The 12,820-nt window shown below is 69.3% G+C and carries 14 protein-coding genes; 8 read left to right on the plus strand and 6 right to left on the minus strand.

Annotated features, from left to right (window positions below):
- Positions 1-74 precede the first annotated feature (74 nt).
- Positions 75-842 carry a molybdopterin-binding protein gene (locus tag LPC10_RS02395; RefSeq protein WP_231345306.1) on the minus strand — a complete coding sequence of 256 codons (768 nt, stop codon included), beginning with the start codon at positions 840-842 and terminating at the stop codon, positions 75-77.
- 83 nt (positions 843-925) lie between these two features.
- On the opposite strand from LPC10_RS02395, the gene sfsA reads away from it, so the two are divergent.
- A complete protein-coding gene (gene sfsA, locus LPC10_RS02400) occupies positions 926-1,666 on the plus strand; it encodes a DNA/RNA nuclease SfsA (protein WP_231345307.1) in 741 nt (246 codons plus the stop codon).
- On the opposite strand, the gene LPC10_RS02405 is transcribed toward sfsA, so the two are convergent.
- A complete protein-coding gene (locus LPC10_RS02405) occupies positions 1,629-2,474 on the minus strand; it encodes an FkbM family methyltransferase (RefSeq protein ID WP_231346944.1) in 846 nt (281 codons plus the stop codon). The two genes, sfsA and LPC10_RS02405, sit on opposite strands and share 38 nt — an antisense overlap.
- Positions 2,475-2,624: 150 nt before the next feature.
- On the opposite strand from LPC10_RS02405, the gene LPC10_RS02410 reads away from it, so the two are divergent.
- The gene (locus tag LPC10_RS02410) at positions 2,625-3,398 is read left to right on the plus strand and encodes an alpha/beta fold hydrolase (protein WP_231345308.1); all 774 of its coding nucleotides are present in this window, start codon (positions 2,625-2,627) and stop codon (positions 3,396-3,398) included.
- 226 nt (positions 3,399-3,624) lie between these two features.
- A complete protein-coding gene (locus LPC10_RS02415; protein WP_231345309.1) occupies positions 3,625-4,089 on the plus strand; it encodes a hypothetical protein in 465 nt (154 codons plus the stop codon).
- Positions 4,090-4,105: 16 nt separating this feature from the next.
- Here LPC10_RS02415 and LPC10_RS02420 read toward each other — a convergent pair whose 3' ends face one another.
- The 4 genes from LPC10_RS02420 to LPC10_RS02435 form a co-directional block, all read right to left on the minus strand.
- Positions 4,106-5,107: a hypothetical protein gene (locus LPC10_RS02420; protein WP_231345310.1), complete on the minus strand. Its 1,002-nt coding sequence runs from the start codon at positions 5,105-5,107 to the stop codon at positions 4,106-4,108.
- A 21-nt stretch (positions 5,108-5,128) separates the two neighbouring features.
- A complete protein-coding gene (locus LPC10_RS02425) occupies positions 5,129-5,908 on the minus strand; it encodes an ABC transporter permease (RefSeq protein WP_231345311.1) in 780 nt (259 codons plus the stop codon).
- Positions 5,905-6,831, minus strand: a complete 927-nt coding sequence (locus LPC10_RS02430) for an ABC transporter ATP-binding protein (protein WP_231345312.1) — start codon at positions 6,829-6,831, stop codon at positions 5,905-5,907. The genes LPC10_RS02425 and LPC10_RS02430 overlap by 4 nt, the downstream gene beginning before the upstream one ends.
- Positions 6,832-7,047: 216 nt before the next feature.
- Positions 7,048-9,045 (minus strand): 4Fe-4S binding protein, encoded by a 1,998-nt coding sequence (locus LPC10_RS02435; protein WP_231346945.1) that lies wholly within the window; start codon positions 9,043-9,045, stop codon positions 7,048-7,050.
- 169 nt (positions 9,046-9,214) lie between these two features.
- Between LPC10_RS02435 and LPC10_RS02440 the strand changes: the two genes are divergently transcribed.
- From LPC10_RS02440 to LPC10_RS02460, 5 genes are read left to right on the plus strand one after another with little or no spacing between them, the layout of a single operon-like run.
- Positions 9,215-9,970 carry a biotin/lipoate--protein ligase family protein gene (locus LPC10_RS02440; RefSeq protein WP_231345313.1) on the plus strand — a complete coding sequence of 252 codons (756 nt, stop codon included), beginning with the start codon at positions 9,215-9,217 and terminating at the stop codon, positions 9,968-9,970.
- Positions 9,967-10,533: a DUF6505 family protein gene (locus tag LPC10_RS02445; protein WP_231345314.1), complete on the plus strand. Its 567-nt coding sequence runs from the start codon at positions 9,967-9,969 to the stop codon at positions 10,531-10,533. Before LPC10_RS02440 ends, LPC10_RS02445 begins: the two co-directional genes overlap by 4 nt.
- Positions 10,530-11,540 (plus strand): DUF6352 family protein, encoded by a 1,011-nt coding sequence (locus LPC10_RS02450; protein ID WP_231345315.1) that lies wholly within the window; start codon positions 10,530-10,532, stop codon positions 11,538-11,540. Before LPC10_RS02445 ends, LPC10_RS02450 begins: the two co-directional genes overlap by 4 nt.
- 8 nt (positions 11,541-11,548) lie before the next feature.
- Positions 11,549-12,091 (plus strand): DUF3305 domain-containing protein, encoded by a 543-nt coding sequence (locus LPC10_RS02455; RefSeq protein WP_231345316.1) that lies wholly within the window; start codon positions 11,549-11,551, stop codon positions 12,089-12,091.
- On the plus strand, positions 12,088-12,795 hold the full coding sequence (locus LPC10_RS02460; RefSeq protein ID WP_231345317.1) for a DUF3306 domain-containing protein: 708 nt from the start codon (positions 12,088-12,090) through the stop codon (positions 12,793-12,795). Before LPC10_RS02455 ends, LPC10_RS02460 begins: the two co-directional genes overlap by 4 nt.
- The last annotated feature ends 25 nt before the right edge of the window (positions 12,796-12,820 follow it).

Here is a 12,820-nt window from a genome sequence, read left to right on the forward strand (position 1 = left end):
TGGCAGCGCTTGCCCGCTCCCAGCGTCCAGAAATTTATTTCAGGAGACCGAGGGCGATACCGGCAAAGAACTGCTTAACCCTGGAGTTCCTCCAGCAATTTCTCGATCGCCGCCCGCGCCGCCGCGACCGCCGCCGCGTCGCGACCGCGCACGACGATGCGGTTGCGAAACCCGTCCGGCGTCATCGAGGGATAGGAACCGATCGATAGGCTTCCATGCGCTGCGGCGATCTCGGAAAGGCCGCCGGCGAAGTTGCCCTCGGGGATCGCGCCCGCCTCGATCGTCTCGGAGAGGACCGGCGCGTTGCCCGTCAGCGTCGGGCGGATCTCGTCGAGCATCGCCGCCATGATCTGCGGCACGCCGGCCATGACGAAGACGTTGCCGATGCGAAAGCCCGGTGCCTTCGAGACCGGGTTGGCGATCAGGTCGGCCCCGTCGGGGATGCGGGCCATGCGCAGGCGGGCCTCGTTGAGATCCTCCGGCCGGTGCCGCTCCAGCAGCATGGCGCGGGCGCGCGGATCGACATCGATACTGACGCCGAAGGCTGCCGCCACGCTGTCGGCGGTGATGTCGTCGTGGGTCGGGCCGATGCCGCCCGAAGTAAAGAGATAGGTGTAGCGCGCCCGCAGGGCGTTCACCGCGGCCACGATCTCCGCCTTCACGTCCGGCACGATGCGCACCTCGCGCAGGTCCACGCCGATCTCGGTCAGCATGTCGGCGATGGTGCCGATGTTCTTGTCCTTGGTGCGTCCCGAGAGGATCTCGTCGCCGATGATGAGGATGGCGGCCGTCACCTCGGAACCTTGTGTGTGGGAAGTCTGGGGGTCGGAACTCTGGGACATGGAGCCTCGGGGGCGGGGAAACGGGTGGAAGCTAGGGCGCGGATGCGCGAAAGCGAAAACTCCTTCCGCTTCTCCAGGTTACGATGCGTTTCCCCACTCCCTTGCTCGAAGGGCGCCTCGTGCGGCGTTACAAGCGCTTCCTCGCCGACGTGACGCTCGCAGACGGCACGCAGGTGACGGCGCATTGTGCCAATCCCGGCGCGATGCTCGGGCTCAACGCGGAAGGGTTCCGCGTGCTGCTCTCTCCCTCGACCAATCCGGCGCGAAAGCTCGGGTTCTCGTGGGAGCTGGTGGAGGCGGAGCTGCCCGGCGGGCCGCAATGGGTCGGTATCAACACGGCACGGCCGAACGCTCTCGTCGCGGAGGCGTTTCGCGAGGGTCGGCTCGCGCCGCTGGCGGGCTACGAGACGCTCCGGCCGGAGGTCGCCTACGGCAAGGCGAGCCGCGTCGATTTCCTCGCGAGCGGCGGTGGCCTGCCGCCCTGCCATGTCGAGGTAAAGAACTGCCACCTGATGCGGCAGGCGGGGCTCGCCGAATTTCCCGATTGCAAGGCCGCTCGCTCGGCCCGCCACATGGAGGAATTGGCCGGCGTCGTCGCCTCGGGCGGCCGGGCGATGCTGATCGTAGTGATCCAGATGCGGGCGGCAGCCTTCGACGTCGCCCGCGACATCGATCCGGCTTTCGACCGCGCGCTTCGAGCGGCGCTGGCGGCGGGCGTCGAGGCCTATGCCTATACCTGCGCGATCGGGCCGGAGAGCGTTGCGATTGAGGCGCCCGTGCCGATCCTCACGCCGGGCGCGAAGAATCCGCCCGCTCGAACATGAGGTTCAGGCGGGTGCGGGCGATCTGGCGGTAGCCGTATTTGTGGAGCAGGCTCGGCAGGTCGATCTGCCACTGGTCGGCGCCGTTCTCGATGATGAGCAGCGACGGCAGCAGCGAGGCCGGCGCGTCGCGCAGGAACGGCTCCAGGATCAGATCCTCCGCGCCTTCGACGTCGAGCTTGATCGCGTCGATGCGCTCGATCCGCTCCGAGCGGCAGAGATCCACCAGCGTGACGGCGGGCACGCGCACGGTCGCGTTCTTGTGGGTGCCGACGATCTTCACGCTCGATTCGCCGCGGTTGCGCGGATCGATGAACAGGGTCAGCTCGCCGCCCTTGTCGGCGACCGCGCAGGCGATGGCTTTGACCGTGCCGAACGGGTTCTGGCCGATGTTGAAGGTCAGCCGGTCGAACACATCGGGCTGCGGCTCCACCGCGAGGATGCGGGCGCGCGGGCCCGTGAAGGCCGCCACGAACAGCGCGTAGGCGCCGATATTGGCGCCGATGTCGAGGAACACCGCGTCGTCACTCAGGCGCTGCTTGAGCAGCGCACGCTCCTGTGGGTCGAAGAACTGCGGGGTGAAAAGCACCTTCTTCTCGCAGTTGTTGTTGTAGGGGTGCAACCGCATCCGCGCACCGTAGCGCTCGACGTCGAGCGGGCGCCCACGCAGCATCGAGATCGCGAGGCGCCGCAGGAACATCGCCAGGCGGCGGGCGCGCCAGGACTGCTCGGGGAGCCGCTGGGTGCGCTCGGCGATCCGCGCGACAAGGCCGGTGGGGGCGTAGGTGCCGTAGGGCGAGGAGTCGGTCATCGTGCCGGGGTGATGCCAGCCCGTTGTGGCGGCGGCAAGTCGGGCGGTGTCCGGCGAGACCGGGTGGCACGGCGCCAAATCCTGCGGGATGTCGCAAGGAGCCTTCACGCGGCCTTTGACATCGGCGCCGCGGCGCCCGAAGACACGCGGATGCAGAGCTTCGATTCCGACGGCGTGCAGATCGCCTATATCGACGTGCCGGCCAAGGACGGGGCGCCTGGCGGCGGCGACCCGATCCTGCTGATTCATGGCTTCGCCTCGAATCATGCGGTGAACTGGGTCAATACGCTCTGGGTCCGGTATCTGACCGAGGCCGGCTACCGGGTCATCGCCCATGACAATCGCGGCCACGGCCAGAGCGAGAAGCTCTACGAACCCACCGCCTACACCTCCGACCGGATGGCGGGCGACGCGGTGCGGCTGCTGCGCCACCTCGGTATCGAACGGGCGGACGTGATGGGCTATTCCATGGGCGCGCGCATCGGCGCGCACATGGCGCTCGATTATCCCGACGAGGTCCGCTCGCTGCTTCTCGGCGGCATGGGCTTCCATCTCGTGGACGGGCACGGGCTGCCGCAGGGCATCGCCGAGGCGCTGGAAGCGCCCCCCGGCACGCCCGCGCCGAACCCGACCGCAGCGACCTTCCGCACCTTCGCGGAGCAGACCAAGAGCGACCTGCGGGCGCTCGCCGCCTGCATCCGCTGCTCGCGCCAGACCCTGTCGCGGGCCGAACTCTCGGCGATCGACACCCCGACCCTGGTTACCGTCGGCACCCTCGACACCGTGGCGGGCTCCGGGCCGGAACTGGCGAAGCTGATGCCGAACGCCCGCGCGCTGGAACTGCCGAACCGCGACCATTCGACCGCCGTCGGCGATCGGCAGCACCGCACGGGCGTGCTGGAGTTCCTCGCACAGCGGCCGTAGCCGCAGGGCCATCGCCCGAAAGGCGATGATCCCGGTTTCTTGCTGGCCTCCGTCTCTGGCCCCGCCTCCGCGAGCTCAGGCTTGCGCTCGGCTCAAGCGGCTTCGCGCGACGGCCGTGACCTCGCTACCGGTCGATCCTTATGACCTATCGGTGGTAGATCGTTTGACGGACTGTTCCCGGCCTCCGCCTCGCTCATAAGGTGCTGGCACGCTTGGGGATTGTGCCATGCCGGGTCAAACGTCACACAGTGCCGCGGACGGCGTTCTCCGCTCGGTCGTGGCGGATGCGTTCGCCACCGTCCTGATTGCCCTCGCGATTCTGCTGCTTGTGCTCGGAGGCGTCGCCCTGGCAGCACCCAAACTCAGCCATGCCGCGGGAAAAGTCGTCGGCCTGAGCAACCTGTCCACGGACGAAGGCTGCCTCCCGGCCAAGATGACGGGCCGTGTCGTGAAGCGGGAGTTCGGCCGCGACGGCCTCTATCTCCAAAGCGTCATCGTCGAGGAGAAAACCGGCCAGCGGACGTTCATCAACGTCGAGGACGGCTACCGCAACCTCGACGCGGCCACCAACTCTTCGGTCAAGCACGCTCTCGAAACGATCCTGACGGTCGGCCGACCGGTCGCGCTTCGCGTGCTCGGATGCGGGGCGGCAGCGCGGCAGTTGACGCTCGACGCCGTGCGGCCGCTCTGATCCGAGCGGGGGAGGTTCACGCGCGCGGATCGGCGAGCCAGTCCGGCACCCATCGCGCCGGGCGCGGTGCCCGTGAGAGATCCGACCGTGCCTGCTCGACGGGCGCCGGCGCGCCGCCGAGGATCGGGCGGGTCTGATAATCGAAGCAGGGCAGGATGCAGCCCTTCGCATCGAGCGCCAGATGCGCCTCGAACCAGAGGCCGAGATCGGGATCGGCTCGGTGCTGCTCGTCCCGCAGGGCACGTAGCAGCGGCTCCACCTGTGCAATCTCTGGGACCGGCTGCGGCCCGGCGCGGTAGACCTGCACCTCGCACAGCGTCCCAACGATGGCGGCCCTGAGCTGCGTCCTGTCCCAGGGCGTCTTGCCAGGCGGGCGGTGGGCGGCCAAGGCGCGCCCGATCTCGGTCAGGATCGAATGCCCGGCCCAGTAGGCCTCACGCTCGTGCATCCAGGCATCCATCCGCGCCGCGAACGCCGTCGAATCGCAGATCTCGCCGGCCAGAGCGTCCAGGCGCTCCGGTCCGATTCGCCCCGCGAGCCATTTCGCAAAGGCATCGCGCGCGTCGCCATCCGCGGCCCGCGCCAAGTCCTCCTCGTCTTCTTTCTCGTCTTCGTCTTCCTCGGCGGCGAGATCGCTCCAAGCGGTACCCGAGAAGGCGTCGCGGGCGAGTTTGGCGAGGAAGCCTTCGAGTGAGCCCGCGAGGACCGCCGCATCCCCTTCGGAGCCGAGACCGACGACGGGGCTCGACGGCGTCGGCACGCCGTCCGGGTGCCAGAAACCGACGAGCGAGCCGTCGGGCAGGTAGAGGAACAGCGAGAATTCCCGGCGCAGGGCGCTGCCGTCGACGATCGGCGCCTCGTCGGTGAGCGTCCCCTGCAGCCGGAAGCAGCCGAAGCTGCCCCAGGGCCGCCCGTCGAGCCAATCGGCGAAATCGCGGAGTAGCCGGGGCGGCTCGTGTCCCGGGGGGAAGGCCGACAGAAGAGTCTCGGTCCTGACGATGTAGGGATCCCGCGCCACCTGCCCTCCCCTGTCGTCCCGTCAGCTCTTCAGCCGATATCCCGTGCGGAAGATGTAGGTCACGAGCCCGAGGCACAGCACGAGGAAGGCCAAGGTCGCCGCGATGCTGATCCCGACCGCCACATCGCCCTTGCCGAAGAAGGCCCAGCGGAAGCCGCTGACGAGGTAGACGACCGGGTTGAATAGGCTGACCGTCCGCCAGAATGGCGGCAGCATGTCGATGGAGTAGAAGCTGCCACCAAGGAATGTCAGCGGCGTGACGATGAGGAGCGGCACCAGTTGCAGCTTCTCGAACCCGTCCGCCCACAGTCCGATGACGAAGCCGAACAGGCTGAAGGTGACCGCCGTCAAAAGCAGGAAGAACACCATCCAGAAAGGGTGCTCGATGTGCAACGGCACGAACAGGGCGGCAGTGGCGAGAATGGTGAGGCCGATGATGATCGCTTTCGTCGCCGCCGCACCGACAAAGCCGAGCACGACCTCCAAGGGCGAGATCGGCGCTGACAGGATCTCGTAGATCGTGCCGGCGAAGCGCGGGAAGTAGATGCCGAACGAGGCGTTCGACACGCTCTGCGTCAGGAGTGAGAGCATCATCAGCCCCGGCACGATGAAGGCGCCGTAGGGCACGCCGTCCACCGTCTGCATGCGCGAGCCGATCGCGGCGCCGAAGACCACGAAATAGAGCGAGGTGGAGATCACCGGCGCGACGATACTTTGGAGGGCCGTGCGCCAGAACCGGGCCATCTCGAAGCGGTAGATGGCACGGATCGCCGGGACGTTCAGCATGGACACGGCCTTCATGCGCGCTCGCGGACGAGATCGACGAAGATGTCTTCGAGCGAACTCTGGCTGGTATCGAGATCGGTGAAGGCGATGCCGGCATCGGCCAACTCGCCGAGCAGGCCGGTGATGCCGGTGCGCTCGCGCCGCGTGTCGTAGGTGTAGACGAGCGTGCGCCCGCCCTCGCCGAGGTGGAGGTCGTGACGCGCAAGGTTCTCCGGCAAGGCCGCGACCGGCTCGCGCAGGTGCAGGATGAGCTGCTTCTTGCCGAGCTTGCGCATCAGCTCGACCTTGTCCTCAACGAGGATGATCTCGCCCTTGCGGATCACGCCCACCCGGTCGGCCATCTCCTCGGCCTCCTCGATATAGTGGGTGGTGAGGATCACCGTGACGCCCTGCTCGCGCAGACGGCGCACGAGGCGCCACATGTCCTGACGCAGCTCGACATCGACGCCCGCCGTCGGCTCGTCGAGGAACAGCACCTGGGGCTCGTGGGCGAGCGCCTTGGCGATCAGCACCCGGCGCTTCATGCCTCCAGAGAGCTGCATGATGCGGCTCTCGCGCTTGTCGTAGAGGGAGAGGTCCCTCAGCACCCGCTCGATATGGGCCGGGTCCCTGGCGAGCCCGAACAGGCCGCGGCTGAAGCTCACCGTGTCCCACACCTTCTCGAAGGCGTCGGTGGTGAGCTCCTGCGGCACGAGCCCAATCATCCGGCGCGCGGCACGGTAGTCGCTGAGGATGTCGTGGCCGCCGACGCGGATCTGGCCGCTACCCGGCGTGACGATGCCGCAGACGATGTTGATGAGGGTCGACTTGCCGGCGCCGTTCGGCCCCAGAAGCGCGAAGATCTCGCCTTTGGCGATATCGAGGTTGACTTCGCGCAGAGCGTGCAACCCCGACGCGTAGACCTTCGACAGGTTCGCGATCGAGACGATCGGTGACATCGGGGCTCGGGAATGGCGGATGGGGGCCGCCCTATACCACGGCGACCGAGGCGGTGAAGCGGGCGGTCGCCGGTTACATTTTCCGGCGATTCCCCAAGTGTTCCGGCACACCTCGCGGAACCGGGCACCGCGCCGAGGTTTGTCGAACTGTTCTCCTGCGACAAACGACCCCTGACCCGACCTGCCCTCAACGAGACGGCGGGTCGTTTTTTGTGGTCAGCTCTGCAGCCGCTCCGCGGCCTCTCGTTCGCGCAGGTAATCCTCGGTGGTGCGCGGCTTGGCCGGCGGAACGGCGTGGGGGTCGAAACCCTGGTTGAGCGCCGCCTCGACGCGGCAATCGTCGCACATCATCAACGAGCGGATGCGCTGCTCGCCGGCCTCGCCCGAGAACATCCAGTGCCGCTCCCGCAGCTTGCCGATCACCCGCTCGATGGTGGAGCGGGTGCCGAACGGCTTGGCGCAGGTGATGCAGCAGAACGGCTCCTCCTCCTTCACGATCCGGCGCGGCTGGCTCCAAGCCTCGAAATCGATCTGCGGCTTCAGGCTGATGACGTCCTCCGGGCAGGTGGCCGCGCACAGGCCGCACTGCACGCACAGGCTCTCCTCGAAGGCGAGCAGCGGCCGCTCGGCGCTGTCGGACAGGGCATGGGTCGGGCAGGCGCCGACGCAGGAGAGGCAGAGGGTGCAATCCTCCGTGCGGACGTTCAGTCCGCCGAACGGCGCTCCGGCCGCCAGCGGCACGGCGGCCACCGGCGTGGGCGCGGCGGCGTGCATCTCGCGGAAGGCGAGGCGCAGCATCTCGCGCTTGCCGCCGACGGGCACGAAGCCGGCCGGCGTCGCCGTGGCGCGGCCGGGCGTCGCCGACCGGAGCGCTATGCCAAGCGCGTCGGGGTCGTCGGTCTCGATCAGGGCCACCGTCGGCGCCTCCGTGCCGGCGCCGTAGCCGAGGACGTCGGCGAGCGTCCGGCCGAGCGCCACGCTGCGGTGCAGGCTGTCGAGGTCGTGCTTCGGGCGCGCACGCACGAGCACACGCACACCGGCCGCGCCGTAGGCGAACAGGGCCGCAACAACCTCGGGGCCGAACTGTGTCACCTCGTTGACCCGCACCGGCAAGACATGGGCCGGCAGGCCCTCGCCGTAGCGTCCCAGTGCATCGATCAGCGGCTCGCCGTGGTCGCCGTCGTGGAACAGCACCACCGCATCCGCCCCCCCCGCGGCCCGGTAGGCGCGCATCAGAGTGCGCAGGCGCCGCATCAGCGCGTCGGCGGGCGGCAGGGCGTAGTTCGCCGCGCCCGTGGGACAGACCGCGGCGCAGCTTCCGCAGCCGGCGCAGACATAGGGGTCTATCGCCACCGTGTCGCCGGCCGGCGCGATCGCCCCGGTCGGGCAGACATCGAGGCAGCGGGTGCAGCCGGTGATGCGCGAGCGGGAATGGGCGCAGAGTTCGCCGCGGAAATCGATGAAGCGGGTCTTGTCGAACTCGCCGACGAGGTGGGAGGCCGCCATCACCGCGCGCTCGACCGCCGCCGGATCGCGCGGGTCGGCGCGCAGGTAGCCGCTGCGCAGCTCGTGCGCGGGAAAGAGCGGCGTACCGCCGGTGAGATCGAGGATCAGGTCGCAGGACGAGACCGCCCCGTCGCGACCCGTGCCGAACACGAGATGCGTGCGCGAGGACGGCGCCGGCAGGGCGTAGTCGTCGATGCGAAGCTCGAACGCGCCGAGATGGCCGGTCGCCCCGCGCACCGTGCCGCGGAGCACCGGAAACTCGTTGCGGTGGAGCGGCGCGACCTCGCCGGGCCGGCTCAGGAGCACGGTGACGTCGAGATGCTCGGCCAACCGCCGCCCGGCCTCGATCGCGGCCTCGTCGCGCCCGTAGATCAGGGCGACGCCCCGGCTCTCCAGCGGCACCGTGCCGGCCACAGGGACCGCCTCGGCCGCGGCAGCGAGCAGTGCGGCCATCTTCGGCCCTGACTTGTCGGCCTGCGACGACCAGCCAGCCGTCTCGCGGATCTTGGCGAAGGTGACGCGCTCCTCCGCCTCCAGCTCGGCCGCGACCTCCTCGAAGAGCGGCGCCTGCAGCGTGCAGGAGACGGTGATCGGCACACCGGTCGCGAGGGCTTCGCGGTAGCGGTCGAGTTCGCGGCCGCAGAGCTGGTCGGCGGTGCGCACCCGGCCGCCGCAGCCCTTTTCGAGGGCCGCGACATCGAGCGGCATCGTCTTCTCGCAGGAACAGGCGAACACGAGACGATCGGACACGATGGAACCTGAGACGATTGGGAGAGCGGGAGGGCCCTTCGCGCGGGGGCCCGGCTTCCATATACTCGCATCATTCTAAAACGACGAACGGACATGCGGGCGCAGGCGCCTGCGCCCGACACGGCTCATGACCTTCCCTCTCGACACCGAACCACCGGGCCTGCGCCCCGCTCCCCTCGTTCTGCCGCCGGCCTTCACCGGGCTCGTCGCGGCCGGCGCGGCCGGACAGGCCTGCCGGCTGGCCGGAACCGGCGAGGCGAACGCTGGCACGCTTCTCATGGAGGAGCGCGACGACGTGATCGCGTTCGCCGTGGTGCTGGAACCGGATGAGCCGCTCGCCACGGCGCGGCGGGCTTTCTTCGTCGGGATGCAGGCTCTGGCCGACGCGGTCGGCACCTTCGGGCCGCCGGAGATCCCGGTGACCTTCGTGTGGCCCGACACCTTGACCTTCAACGGAGCCCGCCTCGGCGGCGGCGCCCTGCACTGGCCGGAGGGCTGCGGCGAGGCCGACACGCCGGATTGGCTCGTGTTCTCGGCGATGCTGATCGCCTCGAAGCGGGATGCGGGCGATCCCGGCCTCACGCCCGAGTCCACCTCGCTGGAGGACGAAGGGTTCCCCATGGACCTGCGCGAGCCGCTCGTGGAGAGCTTTGCCCGCCATCTCACCAAGGCGTTCGAGATCTGGAGCGAGGACGGGGCCGCCCGCTCGACCGGGCGCTACCTCGCCCGCCTCGCACTGCCGCCGGGAGCGCGCGCGACGATCGAACCGGACGGGGATGCCCGGCTCATCCATGCCGACGGCCGCGTCGAGACCCTGCTGTTGCTGCCAAGCCTTGTCACCCCGTCCTGGCGCGATCCGGCCACCGGCACGGTGCGGCTGTGACTGCGGCCAAGCTACCGCGCACCCTGCGGCTCGACCCTTCCGACACCTTCGTCTTCGCGCACGCCGCCGAGTCCGGCGAGTGGGCGGTGACCGGCTCGTTCCTGTTCTTCGATACCGATCTTGCCGCGCTGGCCGGCAAGGAGCGGGCGGCGTTCCGATCCGGCTTCGTCGGCGTCGACTCCCTCGGTTTTTCTACCCTGGTCGTCGTCAGCGAGGCGAGCGCGGTGGAACGCGAGGCGGCGATCGAGGCACTGGCCCGCCACATTCACGAGCGCTTCGGCGCGCCGGATCGAGAGGCCGCTCGTGCCGCCGCGCGCGAGGAGATCGAGGTTGCGGCCTCCCTGTGCAACCTCCCCGTCGGTAGCGTGATCGCCATGCACCGGAGCGAGCGCAACGGCGAGATCCGGGAGGAGTTCCGCACCCTCCACCAGCGCCCCCCCGGGGCCGACCCGCTGCACGGGCGCGCCTTCCACTTCGTCGAGACCGACGAGGACGGACCTGAGGAACAGGCCGACCTCGTCGGACTTCTGAACGGCGCCTCCACGGGGGCTGAGAGAGCATGACCGAGTTCTGGGTATCGAGCGGCCACCACCTGACACAGCGCACCGAGGGCGGCGGGCTTGCCGTCACCGACGAGTTGATCCTCGCCTATCTGGCGCGCCCCGAACTGGTGCCGCCGGAGGAGGCCTGCGCGGCCGAGCGGGCCTTGCATGCGAGCCTGCTCGCCGACCCGCGGCGGACCGTCACGGATGGTGAAATCGAATGCATCGCGGACGCGGATGCACGGGAGAACTGGGAGGTGATGCTCGCCTTCCGCGAGCGGCTTCTCACGGCCCGCTCGGTCGAGGCGGCCTATCTCGCGCTGGTGCGCGGCGGATTGCAGGGCGTGCCGGGACTGTTCCTGACCCAACTCGTCCACTTGATCCTGCGCAACGCACTCGATGGCTGCGAGGACCCGTTCATACTGCGCGCCGCCGAGCTGTTCTTCCGCCCGCAGCGGGTGAGCCTGCACGAGGGCGCGGTGCTGCTCGCCGATGCCGAGGTGATCGAGGCGCGGGAGGGGGGTGCGCCGCTCTCGCCGCTCGTGTCGATGCTTGGCAAGGAGGCAGCGAGCGAACTCGACGTGCTCAACGAGGAGAATGCCTGGACCTATTGGAGCCGGTCGGACGCCTTCACCATGGCGCTCAATCTCGGCTCCAGTGCCCGAAGCCGGGAGGGGCTGGCGCGGGCGATCGAGGCCTTCGTGCGCCACCTGCTCCACGCCGAGGTTGCAGTGGCGCCGCTGGCCCAGTTGGAGGATCCCGACTGGCGCTGGTTCGTCGGGCTGGACGCCGAGGGCACGCGGATCGGCAACGCGCTGTGGCGCAGCGAGGCGCTGGACGACGCCGCCCGCGAGCGGGTGATTGCCGTCTTCAGCCTCACCTTCGCCGATCCGGCCGAGGTCGATCCACGGGTCGGCGAGCGGCCCGTCTACCTCCTGCTTGCCATGTCCCCCGACAAGACCGTGCAGCTCAAGCCCCAGAACCTTATCGTCGGATTGCCGCTGGCAGCCGACCGGGCCGCCGCGTGAGGCGCACCATGACACCGGACAATACGAGACAGAGCCTGCCGCAAGGATTGCCGGAAGACCGTATCGAGGTCGGCATCATCGTGGCGCGGCGCCGCCTGAAGGGTCCTTGGGCGAGCCACGCCTGGCTGCCGGTCGCGGCCTTGCCGGCCGCGCCCCAGGCCGCGCCCTGGACGAAGCTCTCGGAAACCGAGGACGAGGCGACCTTCTACGCCGGCGCCCATGAAGTGTCCCTGCACATCGCCGAGACGGCACATTACCGCGACAACCTCGTCTCCGGCCGTCCCTCCCTCTGGGTCACGCTGCACGCCACGGCAGACGACACCTACGAGGTCGCCAGCGTCACCGCCGACCCCTACGAGGGGGAGTCGATGGCCGAGGGGATCGGCGAGATCGTCGAGGCCGTGCCGATGCCGCCCGAAGTGCAGGCGAAGCTCCTCGCCTTCTTCGAGGCGTTCCACATCGAGCGGAAGTTCGAGAAGCGCAAGCGCGACCGCGCCGATCCCGAGGCCCTGGCCCGCCGCGTGCCAGGCACGCCGGGGAAGCCGGAATGAGCGGGACCTTCCTCTCCCGCTGGGCCCGCCGCAAGGAGGCGGTGCGCGCCGCCGAACAATCGGAGTTGCCGGTCGTGTCGGACACAGCCGCGACCGGCGCGGCTCTCGCTGCCGCGCTGTCGGATGAGACCGCGCCCCCGATGGTGGCCGAAGCCGACGCCGGCAGCGAGCCCGCGAGCGCGCCCGAGGATCTCCTGGCACGCCTCCCGTCGCTCGACGATCTGACGCCGGAGACCGATCTCACCGCCTTCCTCCAGGCCGGCGTTCCGACGGCCCTGCGCAACGCGGCCCTTCGGCGGATGTGGTCGCTCGACCCGGCGATCCGGGATTTCGTCAGCGAGGCCAGGGAATACGCCTACGATTGGAACACGCCGGGCGGCGTGCCGGGCATGGGTCCGCTTCTGCCGACCGACGATGTGAAGGCGATGCTGAAGCGCGTCATCGACGGCATTCCCGTCAAGGAGGCGGAGGAACCGGAAGCCGAAACGGACGAGGTCGCGACGGCATCCGAGGAAGATCCGGCGGCTCCGACCGGCGCGGACAGTCCGGAACTCGCGGCAATCACGCAATCCGAGGCGGCAAGATCGCCCGCCGTCGATCCGCAGCCTCTGGACGTCAGTTTGCCGGACAAGCGTCTCGAAGCGGTACAACCGGCCCCTCAACGGCCCCGCCTGCGGCGCCATGGAGGCGCGATGCCCTCGTAATTCACGCGTATTTCGATTGCGGCCG

The organism is Methylorubrum sp. B1-46 (assembly GCF_021117295.1).
Taxonomy (GTDB): domain Bacteria; phylum Pseudomonadota; class Alphaproteobacteria; order Rhizobiales; family Beijerinckiaceae; genus Methylobacterium.

What these genes read in the sequence shown, in the direction of transcription:
- LPC10_RS02395 (WP_231345306.1), bottom strand. Translation starts at nt 842, where the DNA reads ATGTCCCAGAGTTCCGACCCCCAGACTTCCCACACACAAGGTTCCGAG.
- sfsA (WP_231345307.1), top strand. Translation starts at nt 926, where the DNA reads ATGCGTTTCCCCACTCCCTTGCTCGAAGGGCGCCTCGTGCGGCGTTAC.
- LPC10_RS02405 (WP_231346944.1), bottom strand. Translation starts at nt 2,474, where the DNA reads ATGACCGACTCCTCGCCCTACGGCACCTACGCCCCCACCGGCCTTGTC.
- LPC10_RS02410 (WP_231345308.1), top strand. Translation starts at nt 2,625, where the DNA reads ATGCAGAGCTTCGATTCCGACGGCGTGCAGATCGCCTATATCGACGTG.
- LPC10_RS02415 (WP_231345309.1), top strand. Translation starts at nt 3,625, where the DNA reads ATGCCGGGTCAAACGTCACACAGTGCCGCGGACGGCGTTCTCCGCTCG.
- LPC10_RS02425 (WP_231345311.1), bottom strand. Translation starts at nt 5,908, where the DNA reads ATGAAGGCCGTGTCCATGCTGAACGTCCCGGCGATCCGTGCCATCTAC.
- LPC10_RS02430 (WP_231345312.1), bottom strand. Translation starts at nt 6,831, where the DNA reads ATGTCACCGATCGTCTCGATCGCGAACCTGTCGAAGGTCTACGCGTCG.
- LPC10_RS02435 (WP_231346945.1), bottom strand. Translation starts at nt 9,045, where the DNA reads ATGCCGCTCGATGTCGCGGCCCTCGAAAAGGGCTGCGGCGGCCGGGTG.
- LPC10_RS02440 (WP_231345313.1), top strand. Translation starts at nt 9,215, where the DNA reads ATGACCTTCCCTCTCGACACCGAACCACCGGGCCTGCGCCCCGCTCCC.
- LPC10_RS02450 (WP_231345315.1), top strand. Translation starts at nt 10,530, where the DNA reads ATGACCGAGTTCTGGGTATCGAGCGGCCACCACCTGACACAGCGCACC.
- LPC10_RS02455 (WP_231345316.1), top strand. Translation starts at nt 11,549, where the DNA reads ATGACACCGGACAATACGAGACAGAGCCTGCCGCAAGGATTGCCGGAA.
- LPC10_RS02460 (WP_231345317.1), top strand. Translation starts at nt 12,088, where the DNA reads ATGAGCGGGACCTTCCTCTCCCGCTGGGCCCGCCGCAAGGAGGCGGTG.